Source organism: Stenotrophomonas sp. B1-1 (assembly GCF_010894375.1).
In the GTDB taxonomy this organism is placed as follows: domain Bacteria; phylum Pseudomonadota; class Gammaproteobacteria; order Xanthomonadales; family Xanthomonadaceae; genus Stenotrophomonas.
Window position 1 is genome coordinate 199,702 of the sequence record NZ_JAAIUZ010000007.1, and the last position, 22,087, is coordinate 221,788.

At 67.4% G+C, this 22,087-nt stretch carries 20 protein-coding genes; 7 read left to right on the top strand and 13 right to left on the bottom strand.

Annotation, left to right across the window (positions count from 1 at the left end):
• Nucleotides 1–283: 283 nt before the first annotated feature.
• The gene (locus tag G4G00_RS06850) at nt 284–3,142 is read left to right on the top strand and encodes a TonB-dependent receptor (protein ID WP_164272065.1); all 2,859 of its coding nucleotides are present in this window, start codon (nt 284–286) and stop codon (nt 3,140–3,142) included.
• A gap of 467 nt (nt 3,143–3,609) precedes the next feature.
• Here G4G00_RS06850 and fhuE read toward each other — a convergent pair whose 3' ends face one another.
• The 7 genes from fhuE to G4G00_RS06885 form a co-directional block, all read right to left on the bottom strand.
• Entirely contained in the window at nt 3,610–5,775 is a 2,166-nt protein-coding gene (gene fhuE / locus G4G00_RS06855; protein ID WP_108754148.1) for a ferric-rhodotorulic acid/ferric-coprogen receptor FhuE, read from the bottom strand.
• Nucleotides 5,776–6,048: 273 nt separating this feature from the next.
• On the bottom strand, nt 6,049–6,522 hold the full coding sequence (locus G4G00_RS06860; protein WP_108754147.1) for a hypothetical protein: 474 nt from the start codon (nt 6,520–6,522) through the stop codon (nt 6,049–6,051).
• A gap of 101 nt (nt 6,523–6,623) precedes the next feature.
• Nucleotides 6,624–7,175, bottom strand: a complete 552-nt coding sequence (locus G4G00_RS06865) for a M23 family metallopeptidase (protein WP_108754146.1) — start codon at nt 7,173–7,175, stop codon at nt 6,624–6,626.
• A 129-nt stretch (nt 7,176–7,304) separates the two neighbouring features.
• Nucleotides 7,305–8,042 (bottom strand): endonuclease/exonuclease/phosphatase family protein, encoded by a 738-nt coding sequence (locus G4G00_RS06870; protein ID WP_199911379.1) that lies wholly within the window; start codon nt 8,040–8,042, stop codon nt 7,305–7,307.
• 52 nt (nt 8,043–8,094) lie between these two features.
• Nucleotides 8,095–8,934, bottom strand: a complete 840-nt coding sequence (locus G4G00_RS06875; protein ID WP_164272068.1) for a thiol:disulfide interchange protein DsbA/DsbL — start codon at nt 8,932–8,934, stop codon at nt 8,095–8,097.
• A 107-nt stretch (nt 8,935–9,041) separates the two neighbouring features.
• Complete coding sequence (locus tag G4G00_RS06880; protein ID WP_108754143.1) at nt 9,042–9,692, bottom strand: thiol:disulfide interchange protein DsbA/DsbL; 651 nt, start codon at nt 9,690–9,692, stop codon at nt 9,042–9,044.
• Nucleotides 9,693–9,798: 106 nt separating this feature from the next.
• Nucleotides 9,799–10,599, bottom strand: a complete 801-nt coding sequence (locus G4G00_RS06885) for a c-type cytochrome (protein WP_108754142.1) — start codon at nt 10,597–10,599, stop codon at nt 9,799–9,801.
• A 157-nt stretch (nt 10,600–10,756) separates the two neighbouring features.
• On the opposite strand from G4G00_RS06885, the gene yihA reads away from it, so the two are divergent.
• Nucleotides 10,757–11,359 (top strand): ribosome biogenesis GTP-binding protein YihA/YsxC, encoded by a 603-nt coding sequence (yihA, locus tag G4G00_RS06890; protein WP_108750547.1) that lies wholly within the window; start codon nt 10,757–10,759, stop codon nt 11,357–11,359.
• A 97-nt stretch (nt 11,360–11,456) separates the two neighbouring features.
• Here the strand turns inward: yihA and G4G00_RS06895 are convergent, their stop codons facing one another.
• From G4G00_RS06895 to G4G00_RS06905, 3 genes are all read right to left on the bottom strand, one after another.
• Nucleotides 11,457–12,431, bottom strand: coding sequence for an MBL fold metallo-hydrolase (locus tag G4G00_RS06895; RefSeq protein WP_164272071.1), 975 nt, complete (start codon nt 12,429–12,431; stop codon nt 11,457–11,459).
• 661 nt (nt 12,432–13,092) lie between these two features.
• Complete coding sequence (locus G4G00_RS06900; protein ID WP_164272073.1) at nt 13,093–13,917, bottom strand: helix-turn-helix transcriptional regulator; 825 nt, start codon at nt 13,915–13,917, stop codon at nt 13,093–13,095.
• The gene (locus tag G4G00_RS06905) at nt 13,914–14,618 is read right to left on the bottom strand and encodes a VIT family protein (protein WP_108754138.1); all 705 of its coding nucleotides are present in this window, start codon (nt 14,616–14,618) and stop codon (nt 13,914–13,916) included. Before G4G00_RS06905 ends, G4G00_RS06900 begins: the two co-directional genes overlap by 4 nt.
• A gap of 153 nt (nt 14,619–14,771) precedes the next feature.
• Between G4G00_RS06905 and G4G00_RS06910 the strand changes: the two genes are divergently transcribed.
• On the top strand, nt 14,772–16,136 hold the full coding sequence (locus tag G4G00_RS06910) for a glutamate--cysteine ligase (RefSeq protein WP_108750550.1): 1,365 nt from the start codon (nt 14,772–14,774) through the stop codon (nt 16,134–16,136).
• Nucleotides 16,137–16,229: 93 nt separating this feature from the next.
• Here G4G00_RS06910 and G4G00_RS06915 read toward each other — a convergent pair whose 3' ends face one another.
• Nucleotides 16,230–17,282 (bottom strand): NAD(P)-dependent alcohol dehydrogenase, encoded by a 1,053-nt coding sequence (locus G4G00_RS06915; protein ID WP_164272076.1) that lies wholly within the window; start codon nt 17,280–17,282, stop codon nt 16,230–16,232.
• A 107-nt stretch (nt 17,283–17,389) separates the two neighbouring features.
• On the opposite strand from G4G00_RS06915, the gene G4G00_RS06920 reads away from it, so the two are divergent.
• The gene (locus tag G4G00_RS06920; RefSeq protein WP_164272079.1) at nt 17,390–18,274 is read left to right on the top strand and encodes a LysR family transcriptional regulator; all 885 of its coding nucleotides are present in this window, start codon (nt 17,390–17,392) and stop codon (nt 18,272–18,274) included.
• Nucleotides 18,275–18,323: 49 nt separating this feature from the next.
• Here G4G00_RS06920 and G4G00_RS06925 read toward each other — a convergent pair whose 3' ends face one another.
• Complete coding sequence (locus G4G00_RS06925; protein ID WP_108754133.1) at nt 18,324–18,740, bottom strand: VOC family protein; 417 nt, start codon at nt 18,738–18,740, stop codon at nt 18,324–18,326.
• A 124-nt stretch (nt 18,741–18,864) separates the two neighbouring features.
• Between G4G00_RS06925 and G4G00_RS06930 the strand changes: the two genes are divergently transcribed.
• Nucleotides 18,865–19,542 (top strand): SMI1/KNR4 family protein, encoded by a 678-nt coding sequence (locus G4G00_RS06930; RefSeq protein ID WP_164272082.1) that lies wholly within the window; start codon nt 18,865–18,867, stop codon nt 19,540–19,542.
• Between the two features lie 56 nt (nt 19,543–19,598).
• Here the strand turns inward: G4G00_RS06930 and G4G00_RS06935 are convergent, their stop codons facing one another.
• The gene (locus tag G4G00_RS06935; RefSeq protein ID WP_164272085.1) at nt 19,599–20,702 is read right to left on the bottom strand and encodes an alkene reductase; all 1,104 of its coding nucleotides are present in this window, start codon (nt 20,700–20,702) and stop codon (nt 19,599–19,601) included.
• A gap of 127 nt (nt 20,703–20,829) precedes the next feature.
• On the opposite strand from G4G00_RS06935, the gene G4G00_RS06940 reads away from it, so the two are divergent.
• Nucleotides 20,830–21,738, top strand: a complete 909-nt coding sequence (locus G4G00_RS06940; protein WP_108754130.1) for a LysR family transcriptional regulator — start codon at nt 20,830–20,832, stop codon at nt 21,736–21,738.
• Between the two features lie 56 nt (nt 21,739–21,794).
• Nucleotides 21,795–22,070: a metal/formaldehyde-sensitive transcriptional repressor gene (locus G4G00_RS06945; protein WP_108754129.1), complete on the top strand. Its 276-nt coding sequence runs from the start codon at nt 21,795–21,797 to the stop codon at nt 22,068–22,070.
• The last annotated feature ends 17 nt before the right edge of the window (nt 22,071–22,087 follow it).

Consider the following 22,087-nt stretch of genomic DNA (forward strand, 5'->3'; position numbering starts at 1 on the left):
CAGCACGGCACTGAGTGCTTTCACGATGAGACCTCGCGATTAGCGTCGGAAGCCTCAGTCTGTGATGAAGCTGCACGCAAGTTTGCTGGGGCACTTGGATTTCAAACAATCCCTAATCGTTCGCCAGCGCTGCGGATACGGTTGGTTCATTCGTCAAAAGCACGTGAAAGAGTGTTCTTCATCACGTCGTCATTTTTACAGGTTGTTTACAAAGGAGACGCTGCCGCCATGCAGGAGGGAGCGCGGCAGTCACTGTCCCGACATTCCTTTGGAGAGAGAGCGAATGAAGTACCTGCATCACCGCCCCTTGGCGGTTGCCGTCGCCCTGTGCGTGACGGCTCTGGCACCGATGAGTGCCGCGGCCCAATCCACCACCGATCTGGACCGCGTTGAAGTAACCGGCACGCGCATCAAGCGCGCCGAAGTGGAAGGCCAGGTGCCGATCCAGACCCTGACCCGCAGCGAGATCGAACGCACCGGCCTGAACTCCATCGGCGAGGTGCTGCAGCAGCTGACCGGTTCCGGTTCGGCGCTGAACGCCAAGTTCAATTCCTCCGGCAACTTCGGCTTCCCGCCCGACGGCAGCGGCGTGGGCGCCGGTTCGGCGCAGGTCGATCTGCGCCACCTGGGCGCCAAGCGCGTGCTGGTGCTGGTCGATGGCATCCGCTGGGTGAATGAATCGTCCGCTTCCGGCGTGGGCGCGGCCACCGATCTGAACACCATTCCGCTGGCGATTGTTGAGCGCATCGAAGTGCTGGAAGACGGTGCCTCGTCGCTGTACGGCTCCGATGCGATTGCCGGCGTGGTCAACATCATCACCCGTCGCGATTTCGATGGTGGCCAGGTCACCTTGAACTACGGTGAATACAGCAAGGGCGATGGCACGCAGAAGGGCGTGGACCTGGCCTGGGGTACGCGCGGTGACCGCTACAGCCTGTTCGTGGGCGGCAGCTGGACCAAGCAGGACGCGGTGTATGCGCGCGACCGCGAGCAATCGCGCTTCCCGGTGCCTGGCACCGGCCTGGCGCTGGGCAGTTCGGCCACGCCGGATGGCCGCTTCATCTTCACCGACCCCAACACCGGCACCACCCACGACCTGACCCCGAACGCCGGCACGCGGCCGACCTACAACGGCGGTGACGGCTGCGCGCGCACCGATGGCTACCACTGCTTCGGCACGGCCGACCGCTTCAACTTCGCCGAATACAACATGGTGCTGACGCCGTCGGAGCGCAAAGGCATCTTTGGCCAGTTCCGCTTCGACTTCAGCGACAACGTGCAGTGGTACGTGAAGGCACTGGGCAACCGCCGCGAATCGACCAACCAGGCCGCGCCGGAGCCGCTGTTCTTCGGTCCCGAAGCGGGCACCGGCAATCCGCTGGCCGACAACATCGTCATTTCCGCGCTGAACCCCTACAACCCGTTCGGCTTCACCCTGGATTCGTCGGACAACCTGATCATGATCGGCCGGCGCCCGCTGGAAGGCGGCGCGCGCGTGTTCGAGCAGAAGGTGGATACGCAGTACTTCGCCACCGGCCTGGAAGGCAATTTCCAGGCGGCCGACCGCCAGTGGTACTGGGACGTGAACGGCATGTACAGCAAGAACAAGGCCACCCAGACCAACTACGGCAGCTACAACATCTACAACATCAACCTGGCGCTGGGTGATCCGGCCATCTGCGCGGCCACGCCGGGCTGCGTGCCGCTGGATATCTTCGGCGGTCTGGGTTCGATCACGCCGGACATGCTGCAGTGGATCCAGCCGGTGGTGCGCGACCGCAGCCAGAACGAGCTGACCCTGTTCACCGCCAATCTGTCCAGCGAGCTGTTCAACCTGCCCGCCGGTGCGGTGTCCTTCGCTACCGGTCTGGAACACCGCAAGTACGAAGGCTGGTACCAGCCGGATCCGCTGACGGTGATCGGCCATTACAACGGCGTGCCGTCGCAGCCGACGTCCGGTTCGTACGATGTGAATGAAGCGTACCTGGAATTGAACGTGCCGCTGTTCGCCGCGCCGTCCTATGGCGGCAAGCTGGACCTGAGCGTGGCCGGCCGCTATTCGGACTACTCCACCTTCGGTGGCGAGTTCACGCCCAAGTACGGCCTGCGCTGGCAGGTGACCAACGACTTCGTGCTGCGCACCACCTATGCCGAAGGTTTCCGCGCGCCGTCGATCGGTGAGCTGTATGGTTCGGCCGCGCGTGCCGACCTGCAGATCTTCGACCCGTGCTCGATCGGTCTGGGTGGCACCGCACCGCGTGGCAGTGCGGCCAACTGTGCCGCGCTGGGCGTGCCGACCGGTTTCCAGCAGGCCAATTCGCAGATCTCGGTGACCACCGGCGGCAACCGCGAGCTGGACCCGGAGCGTTCGCGCAGCTTCAGCGCCGGCTTCGTGTGGAGCCCGTGGTTCGGCAACAACGCCAGCTGGTCTGAGCGCTTCGACGTGGACGTGACCTTCTACCGGCACTCCATCGACGGCGCGATCCAGGCCATCAATGCGCAGACCCAGCTGGACCTGTGTGTGGATACGCTGGACCCGCTGTACTGCGACGGCATCACCCGTGCCAGCACCGGCGGCATCAACGGCTTCAACAACCGCCTGACCAACCTGGGCTCGATCAAGACCGATGGCTGGGACGTGGACCTGCACTGGACGCTGCCGCAGAGCGCGGCCGGCCAGTTCAAGATCGGCTGGCAGAACACCTTCGTGGGCCGTTACGAGGCTACCGGCGCGGCCGGGCAGAAGCAGCCGCAGGGGCCGGGCATTGAAGTGGCTGACAGCTCGATTCCCGAATGGACCAGCAATCTGTCGCTGGGCTGGACGCTGGGCAACTGGAGCGCGAACTGGACGATGCGCCACATTTCCGAGCTGACCGAAGACTGTGGCGATGCGGTGGCGTTCGCGGTGTGCAGCGACCAGGCGGCGGGCACCAACACGCTGGCGGCCACCACCTTCCACGATGCGCAGGTGGGCTACCGGATTGAATGGATGAAAGGGCTGCAGTTGACCGCGGGTCTGAACAACGTGTTCGACAAGGATCCGCCGATCTGCCTGTCGTGCTCGTTGAACGGCTACGACGCCTCGACGTATGACATTCCGCGTGGGCGCTACTGGTACCTGCGCGCGGATCTGCGGTTCTGATGGGAGAGCACCGCGCCGGGATCACCCCGGCGCGGTGCTTGTGGCGCTGGGATCGGGCGCGGTGCTTGCTGTGCTGTGACCGACCGCGCGGGGTGCTTGCTGTGCTTTGGACCGCACGCGCGGGGGCTTGCTGTGCTGTGACCGATCGCGTGGGGGGCTTGCTGTGCTGTGACCGATCGCGTGGGGGGCTTGCTGCGCTTTGGTAGAGTCGAGCTTGCTCGACTGCTTTTCGGCGGTTCAGTCGAGCAAGCTCGACTCTACAAGGGCAAGGCAGTCGAGCAAGCTCGACTCTACAAGGGCAAGGCAGTCGAGCAAGGCTCGACTCTACAAGAGCAGAGCAGTCGAGCAAGCTCGACTCTACAAGAGCAGAGCAGTCGAGCAAGCTCGACTCTACAAAAGCAGGGCGGTCGAGGATGGCTCGACGCTACGCAATGGCGGCGCCGGGTTGAGCCGGCGCCGCGTCTGCATCAGAACGACCAGGTGAAGGTGATCGAGCCGTTGCGGCCGTCGCCGTAGGCACCGTAGCCGTTGATCTGCGAGAGGTACTTCTTGTCCAGCAGGTTGTTCAGGTTGGCCTGCACGCTCCATTCCGGCGACAGGCGGTAACGCACGAACGCGCTGACCAGGGCGTAGCCGCTCTGTTCGATGCGACCGTAGGCCGGCACCGCGTAGTAGATGCGGTTCTGCCAGTTGGCACCACCGCCGACGGTCAGTTCCTGCAGCGACTGCGGGGTGTAGCTGGTGAACAGCTTCAGCGCGGTCTGCGGCAGGTTGGTGTTGATGTCGGCATCGTTGATGTCCTTGGCCACGTAGCGCGAGGCACCGAAGGTGGCATTCCAGCCCGGGGCCAGTTCACCGTTCAGTTCGAACTCGAAGCCACGGCTGACGGTGCCGCGTGCGGCCACGTAGGCGGTTTCACCACCGGTACCGCCGATGACCGGCTCACCGGTGGACTGGCCCACGTTGTCCTGCTCGATGCGGAACACGGCCACCGAAGCATTCAGTCGGTTGTCGAACCAGGCACCCTTCACGCCCACTTCGTAGCTCTTGCCGTCCACCGGGTCCAGGTAGCTGCCGTTGCGGTCCTTCAGCATCTGCGGCTGGAAGATCTCGGTGTACGAGGCATAGGTGGAGTAGGTGTCGTTGATGTCGAACACCAGGCCGGCATACGGGGTGGTGACCTTGTGCGAACGGTCAGCGCCTTCGCCTTCGCTCTTCCAGTCGGTGTAGCGCGCGCCCACGATCAGCTTCAGCGGATCAGCCAGCGACAGGCGTGCAGCGGCATAGGCGGCCTTCTGGGTGATGGTGCCTTCGCTGGCCAGCGCCAGCGGATTCCAGTTCGGTTCGCTGATGTTGCCGTTCCAGTTCAGGTAGCTGGAGAAGGGGTCCCAGGCGAGACCGGCACCGCCGATCTGGTAGTCGCCGTAGTTGGCGTACTCGCGCTTGTTGTAGCTCAGGCCACCCATCACTTCGTGCTTCAGGCCAAACAGCTCGAACGCGCCACTGAAGTAGCCGTCCACCGCATTGACCTTGCGTTCGGTGTTGTAGAAGCCGGCCGACGGCGAGATGCCGGCACCGGTGTTCTTGTCGAAGTACGAAGCGCCGGTGACCCAGTCGTTGTAGGCCGGGTAGAACAGCTTGTCGTCGGCCTTGGTCTCGTCATGGGTCGCGCCGATGCGGATTTTCCAGTCTTCGTTGAAGGCATGTTCCAACGTGGCGAAGGCGCGCTTGCTGGTGGTGTCCCAGTAGGTCCAGTTCGGGCTGGCGTTGAACGATTCGTCGTAGCCGGTGCTGGTGCCATCGGAGAACAGCATCGGGAAACCACCCCAGGTGGCGCCGTTGGCGCGCTTCTGCTGGTAGTCGTAGCCCACGCTCAACTGGGTGTCCGGGGTCAGGTCGGCGTCGATGACGGCGTAGCCCAGCGTCTTGTGCTGGTTGTAGCGGTCCATCTGTGCGTCGGTGTCCAGGTAGCTGCCGATCACGCGGGCGCGCACCGAACCGCTCTTGTTCAGCGGGGTGGTCACGTCCACGGTGCTGCGGGTGCGGCCCCAGCTGCCCACGTTCACCGACACGCTGCCGGTCAGTTCGGCGCTGTCGGCGTGCTTGCGCACCAGGTTCACCGACGCCGACGGGTTGCCGGCACCGGTCAGCAGGCCGGTGGCGCCGCGCACCACTTCCACGCGGTCGTACAGGGCCAGGTCCAGGCCGGAATCGCCGTAGCTCCAGTTCTGCACCATCTGCGTGGGCAGGCCGTCGAACTGGTAGCTGTCGATGTAGAAGCCGCGCGAGTAGAACTCGGTGCGCTCGGTATCGGACTGGGTGCTGCTGACGCCGGTGGTGTTGGCCAGCACGTCGATGATGTCATCCAGGTTCTGATCTTCGATGCGCTGGTGGCTGATGATGCTGACCGACTGCGGAATTTCGCGCGGTGCCAGGTCGAAGCGGGTACCGGCCGAGGTGCGGCGCACGGAATAGCCTTCGGCGCGCTCGCCCTTCACCACGATCTTGTCCAGGGTGGTGGGGTCGGCAGCGGCGGTCTGGGCGAAGGCGGCCGGGGCGGCGGCCAGGCACAGGGCGGAAAGCACCGCCGCGGACAGGCGATGCGGCAGCAGGGCAGGGGTTGAACGGATCATGGGGTTCCTGGACGGGCACGTGCGTGCGTCCGACCGGCTTCCCGGATGGTCTGGCGCCGCGGCTGGTGGGGTTCTCACGCCGCTGGCCCGGTCCTGCGGGCAGGACGGGGGCTGGGCATTGTGATGGTGGACGACCGTCCTGGCCGCCCGGAAAACGCAAATATCGTAATGGGAATTGTTTCTATTTACAAATGGGCCGGTCGTGGCCTGGCCGGCGGTAGCGTCGAGCTTGCTCGACTGCGGCAAAGCAACGGCAGTCGAGCAAGCTCGACGCTACAAAGGCGGGTCGCGTTGGGCCTGGATCTTCATGTGCGGCAACTGTCCCTCGATGCCATCGGCGTACTCGACGGTGACCATCACGTCTTCATCGATCATGGGTGCGCCGTACACTTGCACCTTGCCGGTCATGTACACCGGTGTGCTGCGCGAACGGCCTGCGTGCAGGGCGGTGGGATCCAGGCAGGCCAGCGCGTGGCGGATATTGGCCGAGGCGAATTCAGTCGATGTGTTGGGGATCAGCCAGCGACAGAACTGCTGGCCCGCTTCGGTGCCATGGTCTACGCACCACTTGCTCCATTCCGCCCAGTCGGTGACCAGTTCGATCGACTGTGCGGTTTCCACCTGCGCGCTGTTGGCGAAGGCTGCCAGGTGCCCGCACCACGGGTCGCGGTGAGCCCGCAGGGTGCTGCAGCCGGTGACCAGGGTGAGGATCGTGATCAACAACGGTGCGGCGCGCAACAGGCCCATCGGTGCTCTCCCTGGCAGTGTGGTGATGATGCGGCGCGCGAGGTGGTACGGGCAACCGCAGTCGAGCAAGCTCGACTCTACAAAGGCGCGGCGTCCTGCGATCAACGCAGCAGCGGCAGCGGGTCGCGTGCGCCGTCGGCGCCGTAGATGCCCCAGTGCAGGTGCGGCGGGGTGCCCTGGGCGTTGCCGCTGTCACCCACGTGGCCCAGCAGGTCGCCGGCCTGCACGATCTGGCCCCGCGCCAGACCCTCGGCCCAGCTGTCCAGGTGGGCGTAGTAGTAGCGCTCGCGTGCGGGGCCGATCACCCAGACCTGGCGCCCGCCCAGGCCGCCGTCGCGCACATCGGCGATCACCCCGGTGGTGACGCTGCGCACCGGCGTGCCGCGCTTGGCGAAGATGTCGATGCCGGCGTGGGTACGGTCGCGCCCGCGTGGGGCGCCGAAGGTATCGGCAATCTGCCGGGGGCGTACGCCGTCCACAGGCACCGGCAGCTGCTGCGCCGGCGGCATGCGCGACAGCGACCACAGCAGCTTCGGTGCGGCGGCCCAGGGGCTGTTCCAGACGGTGAGCGCGGCGATGAGGGCGATCAGCAGCAGCAGGCCGCGCAGCAACCAGCGGCGCAGGCGTCGGGCGGGGGAGGGCGGAGTGCTCATGCCACCGAGTGTAGAGTCGAGCTTGCTCGACTGCTCTTCGCGGGGCCAATTATTTCGTCAGTCGAGCAAGCTCGACTCTACGGCGAAGTGCGGACCAACGGTCCGCACCCACCAGGGCCGGGCGGCTGGTCAGCGCAGGGCGTCGGCCGGCACGTCGATCGCCATGGCCAGGGCCAGGTGATCGGAAAACGCGGCGGGCACCGCTTCCACGCTGCGGGTCTGCAGGTTGCTGCTGACCAGGATGTGGTCGATCGCCCGGTCCGGGCGCCAGCTGGGGAAGGTGGGCACCGCGCAGCCGGGCGGTTGCAGCTGGGTCTTCTGGTACAGCACCTGCATTTCCGGGCGTTCGGCCAGGCAGTTGAAGTCGCCCATCAGCACCGCGTTGGGGTGGTCGGACAGCAGTTCGGCAATGAAGCCCAGCTGCGACATGCGCGAACCTGCGCCCAGCGACAGATGGGCCACCGCCACGGCCAGGCCGTCGGCACCATCGCCGAACTTGGCCAGCAGCACGCCGCGCCCGCCGATGCGGCCGGGCAGGGCGTGGTCCTGGACTTCCACCGGTTCCAGCTTGCTCAGCAGGCCGTTGGCGCTGGACGCTACACCGCCCATGCGCCGGTTCGGCTGGTGGCTCCAGTAATTGAAGCCGGCGCGCTGGGCCAGGTAGTGGGTCTGGTTGGTGAAACCGGAGCGCAGGCTGCCCGGGTCGGCCTCCTGCAGGCCGACGATGTCATGGTTGCGGGCCAGGGTGGCGATCGCATCCAGGCTGCTGCGCTTGCGCCCCGCCGGCAGCGCATGTGACCAGCTGCGGGTCACATAGTCGCTGTAGCGGCGGGTGCTTGAGCCGGCCTGGATATTGGCCGTCAGCAAGCGCAGGGTCCGTGTGTGGGGGGAAGTCACGACCGGGGAAACGTCTCTGGAATCAATGCGCCTGGGCGGCCGCGCGCTCGCGGGCGATCAGGTGGTCGGCAATGCGCAGCATGTCCGGGAAGCCCTTGCCCTTCACCAGGTACTTGCCGTTGACGATGATCGACGGGGTGCCGGAAATCAGGCTGCGCTGGGCGAACTGCTTGGCCGAGTTGGTCTTGGCGTTCACCGCGAAGCTGCCCATGGTGGCGGCGAACTGCTTGGGATCAACGCCGTAGGCGCCGTAGAACTTGGCGATATCTTCCACCGAGTCGGCACCGCGCTCGCCCTTCAGGGTCTTCTGCACGTGGATGGCCTGGTACAGGGCTTCGTGCGACTTCTCCTGCACGCCCAGGGTCTGCGCGGCGTAGAAGGCGCGGCCGTAATTATCCCAGGTGCCGCCGAACATGGCCGGCACGTAGACGAAGTTCACGTCGCTGGGCAGGCCAGCCTTCCACGGGCCCACCAGCGGCTGGAAGGCGGCACAGGCCGGGCAGACATAGCCGAAGATTTCCACCACTTCTACCTTGCCAGCGGCCGGCTGGAACGGCTGGCCGTTCGGGATCAGCTGGTAGTCGGCGCCTTCCACCGGAGCCGGGCCGGTCAGCGCGGTGGTGGTCGGGGCCGGTGCGGCCGCCGGTGCGGCGTCGGCCGGGGCGGTGCTGCCTTCGGCGGCGGGGGCGGCGCTTTCGCTGCCTGCGGCCGGCTCGGCGGCCGGGGCCGGGGTCTCGGTGGTGGCCGGGGTCGCTGCCGGTTCAGCCGGCGCGGTGGTATTGGCGGTGCCGTCGTCGGCCTTGCAGGCGGCCAGGATCGGCAGCAGCGCTGCAAGTGCGAGGGCGGCGTAACGGGTCTTCATGGAAACGTCTCCAGCATCTGGAATGGTGGGGCCGGCGGGTGAACGCCGGCCAGGGGGAAATGATGACACGCGGCGGCGGATGCGCCGTGTGCAGGGTCGGGATTGGTTCAGCGGCCGCGGCTGGCGCGGGCCTGGGCGATGAGCGCCGAGGCAATGCGCAGCTGGTCTTCGAAGCTGTTGCCGCGCACCAAGTACTGGCCGTTGATGATGATGGCCGGGGTGCCCGGCACCTGGGTGCGCTTGGCGAAGGCACGGGCGGCGGCGACCTTCTGCTGCACGGCTTCACCGCGCAGGGCCTGCTTGTAGCGGTCCGGGGCCACGCCGTAGGCCTTGTAGAAGGTGGCCAGTTCATCGGCCGACACGTTCTGCATGGGCAGCGAGCCGTCTTCGTGCAGGGCCTTGAACACCGCTGCATGGCTGCGCTTGGCGACGCCTACTTCATCGGCGGCGTAATAGGCCAGGGCCCAGGCATCCCACGGACCCCCGAAGGCGGCCGGGACCGGGGTGAAGCGCACGTCGGCCGGCAGCTTGGCGGCCCAGGCGGCCAGCTGCGGCTCGAAGTGGGCGCAGTGCGGGCAGGTGTAGCCGAACACTTCCACCACTTCGATCTTGCCAGCCAGCGGCTGGAACGGGCCGGGCTGGGCGATGCGCTCGTAATCTTTGCCTTCCACCAGCGGGGCGTTGGCAGGGGTGGCGGCGCAGGCCGCCAGCGGCAGCAGCACCAGCAGGGACAGCAACAGGCGGGACATCAACCTCATCGACGTGCATCTCCATTGAAAATAACAACGCCGGCGCAGCCGCCGGCGTGAAGGAAACATACCGCAGCAGCGGGCCGCCGTGGCGACCCGCGCCGACCAATGGCCGTCAGGGGGCGGCGGCCGGTGGCATGGCGGTGGTCTGCGCGGCCACGTCGTCGGCGCGGTTGTGCAGACCCTGCAGGTAGCTGGACAGGGCCTGGACTTCCTGTTCGGTCAGCTTCTGGGCGATGGCCGCCATGATCTGGAAGTGCGCCTTGTCGGCTTCGTGGGTCTGCCCGGCCTGGTATTCCTGCAGGCGCCGGGCGACATAGCTGGCGTGCTGGCCGCCGATATGCGGATAGGCCGGGCCCGGATTGCCGGCGCCGCTGGGGCCGTGGCAGGCCATGCAGGCCGGCAGGCCGCGCTGGGCATCGCCGCCGCGGTAAAGCTGCTGGCCGATTTCGTAGAACTTCATGCCCTTGTAGGGGCCGTCGGCCACCGGCGTGTCGTCGGCAATGCCGGCGGCGGCCTTCTGGGTGGCGAAGAACGCGCCGATGTCGCGCATGTCCTGCGGGGTGAGGTTCTGCACGAACGGCACCATGGCCACGGCGGCGCCGGAGCTGCGCTGGCCGTTGGCGATCAGCGCCATCTGCTGGGCCACGTAGCGTTCGCTCTGGCCGGCAATGGACGGGTACATCTCGACTGTGGAATTGCCATCGGCGCCGTGGCAGGCCGCGCAGGCGGCCGCCTTGCCCTGGCCTTCCTTGGCGTTGCCCCAGGTGGTCTTGCTGAAATCCACCTCGAGCGAGGCGGTCTGGATCGGGCCATTGTCGGGCAGCGGGACCAGGGTGGTCTGCGCAAAGGCAGCGGCGGCAACCACCACGGCCATGGCAAGGGCGGATACGGCAAGAACGCGAGCGTGGCGCATGCTGAAGCTCCGTTTGGACCGGGCCGGGCGGCAGCGACCGGCATCGCCCGGATTATCAACGCCGTTTCCGCGCACGGTCAACGAAGCAGCGCAGCATTTTCCGGACCCACGGTGCCCCGGGCGGGCGCGCGGCGCCGCAACATGCGATCCTACGCACATGTCATTGCTCATCGAACGCGCCCGCTACCACCTCTCGGCCCACAACGCGCGGCAGCTGCCGCCCGATGAAGGGGCCGAAGTGGCCTTCGCCGGCCGCTCCAACGCTGGCAAGTCCAGTGCCCTCAACGCGCTGACCCGGCAGAACGCGCTGGCCCGCGTGTCCAAGACGCCCGGCCGCACCCAGCAGCTGGTGTTCTTCCAGATCACCCCGGAAGCCAGCCTGGTCGATCTGCCAGGTTACGGCTATGCCAAGGTGCCGCTGGAGCTGCAGGCACACTGGCAGGCCTTCATCGACAAGTACTTCCGCACCCGCGAGGCACTGCGTGGCCTGGTGGTGGTGATGGATATCCGCCACCCGCTGAAGGACTACGACCGGCAGATGCTGGCCTATGCCGTGCAGCGTGGCCTGCCGGCGCATGCACTGCTGACCAAGGCCGACAAGCTCAGCCGCAGCCAGCAGATGCAGACCCTGCAGAAGGTGCGCAAGGAACTGCATTCGGCCTATGGCGATACGGTGAGCGTGCAGGTGTTTTCCGGCGAAGACCGTACCGGCGTGGAAGAAGCGCGCGGGGTGATCGGCGGCTGGCTGGGGCTGGAATAAGCGGCTGTCGGTGCGTTCGCCGGGCATGGCCCGGCGCTACCCGTTGGCGGCGTCTGCTGAAGGGTACCGGTAGCGCCGGGCCATGCCCGGCGTCACCTCATTTCAGCGGCGAATATTCCGCCGGCACCCAGGCGTAGGCCTGGCCTTCGCTGCGCACGTGGCCCAGACCGGGGAACGGCAGGTGCGCGCCGGCCACCCACCAGCCCTTGGCGGTGGCCTGCTGCAGCACGTTGCGCCGGCTGGCGGTGGCCGCCGGGCGATCGGCATCGGCTTCGAACGCGGCTTCCGGGTGCGCGAACTGCACCGCGTGGAAATGCAGCACATCGCCCCACACCAGCAGTGACTGGCCCTGGCTGTCGAACCGGTAGGAGACATGGCCGGGGGTATGGCCGTGGGTGTCCATGGCCACCGCGCCACCGGGCAGCGCGTCGCCGGGCTGGAAGGTGCGCAGGCGCCCAGCGGCCTGGTACGGCGCCACGGCGTTGCGGGCCAAGGGGAAGGCGAAGCGCACGCCTTCGGGCGCACTGGCCGCGCTGGCCGGGTCCAGCCAGTAATCGGCATCGGCCTGGGTGAGCCACACGGTGGCATTGGGGTAGGCCGGCTGGCCCTGCGCATCGAGCACGCCGCACATGTGGTCGGGGTGGGCGTGGGTGAGCAGGATGTCATCCACCTGCGCCGGGTCGACGCCGGCGGCGCGCAGGTTGGCCAGCACCTGGCCCAGGCCGGGGCCGAAGCACTGCGCGGTGCCGGTATCGACCAGGGTGAGGTGGTTGCCCTGGCGCACCAGGTAGGCGTTCACGGCGGTCTGCAGGCCCTTGCTGTCTTCGGGCACGTAGTGGCCTTCCAGCAGGCGGCTGACCAGGGTAGGCGGTACGCCCACCACTTCCTGTCGACCCAGTGCCACTACGCCGTCGAACAGCGCGGTGACCTGCAGGTTGCCGATGCGCTGGTGGTAGACGCCGGGCACCTGCTGGGTGGGGGCGGGGGAGGTGGCTTCGGCCAGCGCAGCCGTGGGCAGGCCGGCAATGGCCAGCAGCAGGGCGCCGCACAGCGGCAGGTGACGCGGGGTCATGGGGTGTCCTGGGTGAGGCGGAGGATTCCGTCGCTGTGCAGCGTGCCGTGCGGGCGGCGCGCGATGCGCTCAAAGCAGTGCGCGCAATGCTCAGGGTGGGGGGAGTTTGTTTGCAGGGCTTGCAGCCCTGCACCTGCCTGGAGCAACGTCAACGGCAAAAGCGTGCATTCCGTGGGATGGCGGGGTGGGTCCGGTTGCGGGGGACGGCGCAAGTACGTCCATGTAGCCTCGGTCGCGCCATCCATGGCGCTCACGCCCCCGCAACCGGACCCACCCCGCCTTCGACAGATTTCCGCGCGCTGTTGGAACGGCACGGGGTCGGATCCCGTTGCTGCGCAACGGGCTCTGACCCCAATCTGGAATTCGATATCTGACAGATGTGTCGACCAAGGTCGACACCTACCAACAGCCGCGCGCAACAACAGTCGCAGTTACCAACAGCCGCCGGAATCTGTCAGAGGTGGGGCGGTGTGGGTGGGCAGGACCGCAGGCGCCATGGATGGCGCCTACGAGCCCCCATGGATGGGTTTACGGCGTGTCCTGCCCACCCACACCGCCCCGCCATCCCACGCAATGCAGCTGTTGCTGTTGCTTTGGCCGTTGACGTTGACGTTGACGTTGCTCTGAGCAGGTGCAGGGCGCAGCCCTGCCGATACCCCCCCTAGATCTCGCTGGGGGAAAGACCGTACTGCTCGGCGAAACGCTTGCTGAAGCTGGCGGCGGAGCGATAGCCCGCGCGGGCGGCCACGGTCTTCAGCGGCAGGTCGGTGGTGTACAGCAGGTTCATGCCGTGGGCCAGGCGCGCTTCGGTCAGTAGCTGGCGCAGGCTGGTCTGTTCGGCCGCCAGGCGGCGGCGCAGGGTGGCGCCGCTCAGCGCGAACTGCGCTTCCACATCGCGGGATTGCCAGTCGCGCGCGGGGTCGGTGGCGATGCGGTCGCGGATCTGCTCGCCCAGCGTGGGCGCCTGCGGCAGCAGCAGGTTGCCGTGGCCCTTGCGGCACCACGCCAGGATCAGGCTGGCCAGGGCCAGGCGCGCTTCGCTGTAATGGCCGTCCTGCAGGTGCTGGCGCCACTGCCGCAGCAGGGGGCCGTGTTCGTGCAGCGCCAACCTTGCCACGCTGGCACCCGGTGCCGGCAGGGGTTCGTTCCACAGCGTGCGGGCTGCAGCCAGGGCTTCGGCACAGAGCGGCACGATGGCGCTCAGGTAGCGCCCGGTGCGCGGATCGGGGGTGTTCACCACATCGATGCGGCAGCGCTGGGTGACCAGCAGGATGTCGCCCGGTGCGAACTCCAGCGATTGATGCGCGGTGCGCACCTGCTTGCGGCCCTCCAGCAGGATGGCGAACTGCGGCTGCGGAATTTCCACCGAACTGGCGCCGTGCTCGCGCCGCGCGGTGATGCAGGCATAGCCTTCGGCGCGCCCGCAGTGGGCCAGGCTGGCCAGTTCGGCCAGCAGCGTGGTGGCGGGCGGCGGCTGGCCGGTCATGTGATGTGTGCGCCCAGCAGGCGCCCGATCGCGGCGGCCGCGGCCATCGCCACTGCACCCCAGACCATCACCCGCAGGGCGCCGCGTACCGGCGCGGCACCGCCGGCGTGGGCGGCCAGCGCACCGGTCACGCACAGGCCCAGCAGGGTGGCGATGGTGGTCATGGCGGCAACCCGCTCTGCGGCGGACAGCAGCGCGGTGACGACCGGCAGCGCTGCGCCGCAGGTGAAGGCCGCCGCTGACGCCAGCGCCGCCTGCAGCGGTCGCGCGCGCAGCGTATCGGTGATGCCCAGTTCGTCGCGTGCATGCGCGCCCAGCGCATCGTGCGCGGTGAGCTGTTCGGCCACCTGCCGCGCCAGTGCCGGCTGCAGGCCGCGGTGGCGGTAGATGGCGGTCAGTTCGTCCAGTTCGCTATGCGGGTCTTCGTGCAGTTCGCGCTTTTCCACGGCCAGATCGGCCGCTTCCGTATCGGCCTGGGTCTGCACCGAAACGTACTCGCCGGCGGCCATCGACATCGCGCCGGCCACGGTGCCGGCAATGCCCGTGGCCAGCACGGTGCTTGCCGACGCCCCACCGGCGGCCACGCCCACCACCAGGCCGGCCACCGAGACGATGCCATCATTGGCACCCAGCACGGCCGCCCGCAGCCAGCCGACGCGGTCGGTCCGGTGCAGCTCGGGGTGTCGTGAATGGCGACTCATGCGCGCCAGTGTACGGGGGTCAAGGGGCCGTCGGTAGGATGCTGAAACCCGTCACAGTGGCATGACGCGGTGAACCGCCACGCTATAGTGCGCCCTTGCGATGGAAGGCCCTGGGCCCCACATCCCCAGCCCCCTGCACAGCGAGCCACCCCCTTGTCGAGCCCCAGCCACGTCGCCGATACGCCCATTACCGACCGCACGCAGCTGGTCGAGGTGCTTGCCTCCGGTGAAAAGCCCCGCGCGCAGTGGCGCATTGGTACCGAGCACGAGAAGTTCGGCTTCCGCCTGGACGATCTGCGCCCGCCCACCTACGACGGTGATCGCGGCATCGAGGCGCTGCTCAACGGCCTGGTGCGCTTTGGCTGGGAACCGGTGCAGGAAAACGGCAACACCATCGCCCTGCTGCGCGACGGCGCCTCGGTGACGCTGGAACCGGCCGGGCAGCTGGAACTGTCGGGCGCGGCGCTGGAAACCATCCACCAGACCTGCGTGGAAACCGGCACGCATCTGAATGAAGTGGCACAGGTGGCCGGCGAGCTGCAGCTGGGCTTCCTGGGCATGGGCTTCCAGCCCAAGTGGACGCGCGATGAGATGCCGTGGATGCCCAAGGGCCGCTACAAGATCATGCGCAACTACATGCCCAAGGTCGGTTCGCTGGGCCTGGACATGATGACCCGCACCTGCACGGTGCAGGTGAACCTGGACTACGCCACCGAAGCGGACATGGTGAAGAAGTTCCGTGTGTCGCTGGCGCTGCAGCCGATCGCCACCGCGCTGTTTGCCGATTCGCCGTTCACCGAAGGCAAGCCGAACGGCTACCTGAGCTATCGCTCGCACATCTGGACCGACACCGACGCCGACCGCACCGGCATGCTCGACTTCGTGTTCGAGGATGGCTTTGGCTACGAGCGTTACGTCGACTACCTGCTGGACGTGCCGATGTACTTCTCTTACCGCGATGGCATCTACCACGATGCCAGCGGGCAGAGCTTCCGCGATTTCATGCAGGGCAAGCTGCCGGTGCTGCCCGGTGCGCTGCCGACCCTGCGCGACTGGTCGGACCACATGACCACCGCATTCCCGGAAGTGCGCCTGAAGAAGTATCTGGAAATGCGCGGCGCCGACGGTGGCCCGTGGAGCCGCCTGTGTGCGCTGCCGGCGTTCTGGGTGGGCCTGCTGTACGACGATGCCTCGCTGGATGCCGCCTGGGACCTGGTGCGTGACTTCACCCTGGCCGAGCGCCATGCGCTGCGCGATGGCGTGCCGAAGTACGCGATGGGCCTGCCGTTCCGCAACGGCACCGTGCGCGACCTGGCCCGCGAAGCGGTGAAGATTTCCGTGGAAGGGCTGAAGCGCCGCGCTGCGCGCAATGCCGATGGCCAGGACGAAAGCAAGTTCCTGGACGTGCTGCAGGAAATCGTCGAATCGGGCCTGACCCCGGCCGAACGCAAGCTGGCGCTGTTCCATGGCCGCTGGCATGGCGACGTGGATCCGGTGTTCCGCGAGTTCGCGTATTGACCGCGTTGCGGTAGCGCCGGGCCATGCCCGGCGGCTCGGACCATGAAAAAACCCCGGCATTGCCGGGGTTTTTTCGTTCCATCACCGCGGCGATCAGGCCTTGATGGTGGCCATGTCGATCACGAAGCGATAGCGCACATCGTTCTTCGCCATGCGCTCCCAGGCGTCGTTGACGTTCTTGATGTCGATCACTTCGACGTCGGCCACGATGCCGTGCTCGGCGCAGAAGTCCATCATTTCCTGGGTTTCGGCCATGCCGCCGATGGCCGAGCCGGTCACGTGCTTGCGGCCGAAGATCACGCTGGCACCCATCAGTGCCGGGTCCAGTTCAGTGATCACGCCGACCAGGCACATGGTGCTGTCGCGCTTGAGCAGGCTCATGTACGGGTTGGTGTCATGGCTGACCGGCACCGTGTTGAGCAGGAAGTCGAAGCTGTTGGCGTGGGCCTTCATCTGCGCCGGATCGCGCGAGACCAGCACTTCGTCGGCGCCCAGACGCTTGGCGTCGGCACCCTTTTCCGGGGTGGTGGTGATCATCACCACGTGCGCGCCCAGCGCCTTGGCGAACTTCACGCCCATGTGGCCCAGGCCACCCAGACCGATCACGCCGACCTTCTGGCCGGGGCCGACCTTCCAGTGGCGCAGCGGCGACCAGGTGGTGATGCCGGCGCACAGCAGCGGCGCGGCAGACTTCAGGTCCAGCTTCTCGGACACCTTCACCACGAAGCGCTGCTCCACCACGATGTGGTCGGAGTAGCCGCCCTGGGTCAGTTCGCCGGTGACACGGTCGCGGCTGTTGTAGGTGTAGGTCGGGCCCTTTTCGCAGTACTGCTCCAGGTCGTGGTCGCAGGCATCGCAGTGGCGGCAGGAATCGACCATGCAGCCGACGCCGGCGAAATCACCGGCCTTCAGCGTGGTCACGCCCGGGCCGACTTCCACCACCCGGCCGATGATCTCGTGGCCCGGCACCATCGGGTACTCGGCGCCGCCCCAGTCGTCGCGGGCCTGGTGCAGGTCGGAATGGCAGATGCCGCTGTACAGCACTTCGATGCGCACATCGTTGGCGCCGACCGCGCGGCGTTCAAAGCTGATGGGTTCGAGCGGGGCGGTGTTGCTGCGTACCGCATAACCGAGGGCGAGGGACATGGGGAATCCTTGGCGGGGTTTGTCGAAAGGCGCTTTACAATACGCCCCTCGCGCGGGGGTAAGAACCCCGGATATCGGCATGATTCATCAAGTGGGACTGCACAATCATGGCCACTGACAACCTGACACACCTGGCCGCGTTCGCCGCCGTGGCCCGGCACCGCAGCTTCCGCCGGGCCGGGGCCGAGCTGGCCCTGTCCACCTCGGCGGTGAGCTACGCGATCCGCGCGCTGGAAGAACGGCTGGGCGTGGGCCTGTTCCACCGCACCACCCGCAGCGTGGCCCTGACCGAGGCCGGCCAGCGGCTGCTGCAGCGGTTGCAGCCGGCGCTGGGCCAGGTGCACGAGGCGCTGGAGGAAATGAACCAGTTCCGGGCCAGCCCCACCGGCCTGCTGCGCATCAACGCCGCGCGCGCGGCGGTGCCGACCCAGCTCGGCCCGCGCCTGACCCGCTTCCTGCATGCGCACCCCGATGTGCGCCTGGAGCTGACCGAGAACGACGGTCTGGTGGATATTGTGGGCGAAGGCTACGACGCCGGCGTGCGCCTGCACGAGTTCGTGCCCGAGGACATGGTGGCGGTGCCACTGGGGCCGGCGCTGCGCGGGATGATCGTCGCCTCGCCGGACTACCTGCGGCGGCACCCGGCCCCGCAGCACCCGCGTGACCTGCTGGAGCACGAATGCATCCGCTTCCGCTTCGCCAGCGGGCATCTGTACAAATGGCAGTTCGACCGCGGTGGTGAATCGCTGGAAATCGACGTGCGCGGGCGGCTGACGCTGAGCGAGCAGACCACCATCATCCGTGCGGTGATCGATGGCTTCGGCCTGGCGTATGTGCTGGAAGATGCCGCCCGACCGCATATCGAGGCCGGGCGCATGGTGGCGGTACTGCAGGACTGGAGCGAACCGTTCGCCGGCTTCGTGCTTTATTACCCCAAGCAGCGGCAGATGGCGTCGGCGCTGCGCGCGTTCGTGGATATGTTGCGGCAGTGAAGCGCAGCAATGCAGTAGATCCACGCCATGCGTGGATGGCTGGCCCCGATCACTCCACCAACGCGTCATACCCCTTGCCGACGAACTGCAGCAGGCAGAAGCCATGCCCGAACGGGTCGGCCAGCACGGCCAGCCGGCCCCATGCGCGCTCGCTGACCGGGCGTTCGATCAGCGCACCGGCGGCGACCGCGCGTGACAGGGCGGCGTTGATATCGTCCACCACCCAGTCCAGGTGGATGGGCGTCCAGTGGCGCTCGTAGTCGCGCACATCGCCATCGTCGGCGGCGGCGCTGCCGTCGGCGTTCTGCAGCAGGTACAGCGGCGTGGGCCCGCCCAGCAGTTCGGTGGCGCCCGCGCCGAGCCTACGGCCGATGCGCAGGCCGAACGCCTGGGTGTAGAACGCCTCGGCCGCGGCCAGGTCGGGCACGTCCAGATTGACGATGAAGGAGGGGGCGGGGGAGTCCATGGCGGGGCAACGTACGGCGGGGCAGTGCAGTCTAGGCCCGTGGCGTGACGGTGCCGGTTCATCTTGCTGGCCGCGCGCGCAGGGTTCAGGCAAGGTAGTCGGCTGGGTTCCAACAAGGATACGTATGAACACGCTTGCCGACGTCGAACAGGCCACCGGCCAGGTCTTTCCGCCGCTGTACCACCAGTTGTCTGCCGCTGGGCAGCTGCAGTGGGGCGCGCTGGGCTGGGAGGGTTTCCAGCAGCAATCCGCACAGCTGCGCGCGCAGCCGCCGCTGCTGCTGTTTGCCGATGAGTTCGAGCCGATCGGCCGCGACGAACTGCGGGAAGCGTGGGAAGACCTGACCGCCGAGGACCACTACAACCCGCTGCGCGACGACCTGCAGCTGCTGCCGTTCGCGCGCAGCGGCGCGGGCGACGTGTACTGCTTCTGGTCCAACGCACCGGGCTTCAGCGAGCCGCCGGTGCTGTTGGTGTGGCACGACGATGATCGCGCCGACATCCTGGCCGCCAACCTGCAGGACTTCGTGTTCCGCAAGATGGTGGAGGCGGTGGTGGAACTGGAGACGCAGTACTCGATGCTGGGCAAGGACACGCTGGCCGACGATCTGCAGGCGTGGCTGGGCACGCACCGCGCGTGGCTGCGGGCCGACCAGGTGGCGGCGCTGGAACGCCTGTACGCGCGCACTGACGAGATCGTTGCAGGGCGGATCAGCGAGGACGAGGGACAGGCGCTGCTGAAGCAGGTGATCGGCTTTGCGCGGCTGGATGAATCGTTCGCGTACGTGCGCGAAGGGGCGTGACCCCGTGCAGCAAGGGGTCGGATCCGCGCGCAGCGCGGCTCTGACCCCATGCCCGATCAGCTGGCGATCGGGTAATCCAGATAGCCCTCGCGGCCACCGCCGTAGTAAGTAGCGCGATCCGGCGTGGTCAGCGCCACGTCGGCCTGCAGGCGCTCGACCAGGTCGGGGTTGGCGATGAACGGTTGGCCGAAGGCGGCGATATCGATGGTGCCTTCGTCCACCAGGCGCAGGGCACGCTCGCGGGTCATCCCGCCGGCCAGGATGACGGTTCCGCCGTAGGCCTGCTTGAAGGCCTTCAGGAACGCTTCGCCGATGGCCGGCGCGCCGTGCAGGTAGTTGTCGTTCAGATGCACATAGGCCAGCCCACGCTTGCCCAGTTCTTCGGCCAGGTACAGATAGCTGGCTTGCTTTTCCGCATAGGCCGGCATGTCGAAGACCTGGCTGTTCGGTGCCAGGCGCACGCCCACGCGTTGCGCGCCGATGCGTGCGGTCATGGCATCCACGGTGTCCAGGATCAGCCGCGCGCGGTTGGCCAGCGAACCGCCGTACTGGTCCTGGCGATCATTGGTGAGCGGGTTGAGGAACTGTTCGAACAGATAGCCGTTGGCGGCATGCAGCTCGATGCCGTCAAAACCGGCGGCGACGGCATTCTCGGCGCCGCGCACGAAGTCGTTGACGATGCCCGGCACTTCGTCGGTGCGCAGGGCGCGCGGCGGGGTCGGATCGGCCGGGCCGCGGCTGCCGTCGTCGCGATACACGAAGGCGAAGCTGCGCGGATCGTGGGCCACCGCGCGCGTACTGGCGCTGACCGGCTGGCCACCGTCGGGCTGCAGCGAGCTGTGCGACATGCGGCCCACGTGCCAGAGCTGGGCGAAGATGGCGCCCTGTGCGGCATGCACGGCATCAGTGACCTGGCGCCAGCCGGCCACCTGTTCCTGCGACCAGATGCCCGGCACGTCGATGTAGCCCTGGCCCTGCGGCGACACCGGGGTGCCCTCGCTGATGATCAGGCCGGCACTGGCGCGCTGGCGGTAGTACTGCGCGGTCAGTTCGTTGGCCACGTAGTCGGGATTGCGCGCACGGGTCATCGGCGCCATGGCAATACGGTTGCGCAGCGGCGTGCCGGCCAGATCGAACGGTTGGAAGAGCGGGGCGGTCATGTGCAGGTCTCTTGGGGGAAGGAGCGCCGGTGGCGCGATGCCTACAGGATGGCGTTGACATCGGGCCCCATAAATGGGTTCCATTTCCCATCGAGCGGGACTATTTGTCCCCAATAGGGCCCCCGGCATGCTACCCGTCGAATCCTTGAATGGTCTGGTCACCTTCGTGACCACTGCACGCGCGACCACCTTTACCGAGGCGGCCGAGGCGCTGGGCATTTCCCGCTCGGCGGTGGGCAAGGCCATCGCCCGGCTGGAAGTGCGGCTGGGCGTGCGCCTGTTCCACCGCACCACCCGGCGCATCTCACTGACCACCGACGGCGAGGCCTACTACGCGTCCTGCGCCGCCGCGCTGGAGGAGATTTCCGCGGCCGAGGCCTGCCTGGGCCTGGGCGCGCACGTGCCCAGCGGTCGCCTGCGCATCGACATGCCCTCGTCGTTTGGCCGCATGGTGGTGATGCCGGTGCTGCTGAAGCTGTGCCAGCAGTACCCGGACCTGCAGCTGACGGTGACCTTCACCGATCACTTCGTAGACCCCATCGAGGAAGGCATCGATCTGCTGATCCGTTTCGGCGGGCTGCAGCAGGCCGAACATCTGGTGGCGCGGCGGCTGGGCAGCCAACGCCTGGTGACCTGTGCGGCACCGGCCTACCTGCAGGCGCACGGGGTGCCGCGGACGGTGGACGATCTGCGCCAGCACCGCAGCATCGTCGGCTACCGCCATGGTCAACCGGTGGCGTGGCGGGTGGGCGTGGAGGGCGAGGGCGGCACGTTCATCCCCAGCGCCACCCACCAGTTGAACGATGGCGATGCGGTGATTGACGGCGCACTGGCCGGGCTGGGCATCTGCCAGATGCCGATGTCGCTGGTGCGGCCGCACCTGCAGTCGGGCGCGCTGCAGTCGGTGCTGGACGAGCAGATGCAGCGCCATGTCGATATCCATGCCCTGTGGCCGCCCACCCGCCACCTGCGGCCGAAGGTGCGCTACGTGGTGGATGAGCTGACCCGGTTGGCGGCCGGGGGCGCCTTCGATTGAGTTTGCGCGGCCGGCCTGTATACTGTCCCCCAGTATAGTTCCGCAGGTGGCCGCCCATGCCGCATTCACCCGAAGAGAAAAAGAAGGTCCTGGCCCGCGTGCGCCGCATCCGTGGCCAGTGCGATGCGCTGGACCGCGCGCTGCAAGCCGGCGCCGAGTGCGGCCCGGTGCTGCAGCAGATCGCGGCCATCCGCGGCGCGGTGAACGGCTTGATGTCCGAAGTGATGGAAGCCCACCTGCGCGAGGAATTCGGCCAACCAGCCGCATCCGATGAACAGCGCGCCGAGCGCGTGCGCGAGATGAGCGGCTTGATCCGTTCGTACCTGAAATAAACGAGGGCGCAACACTG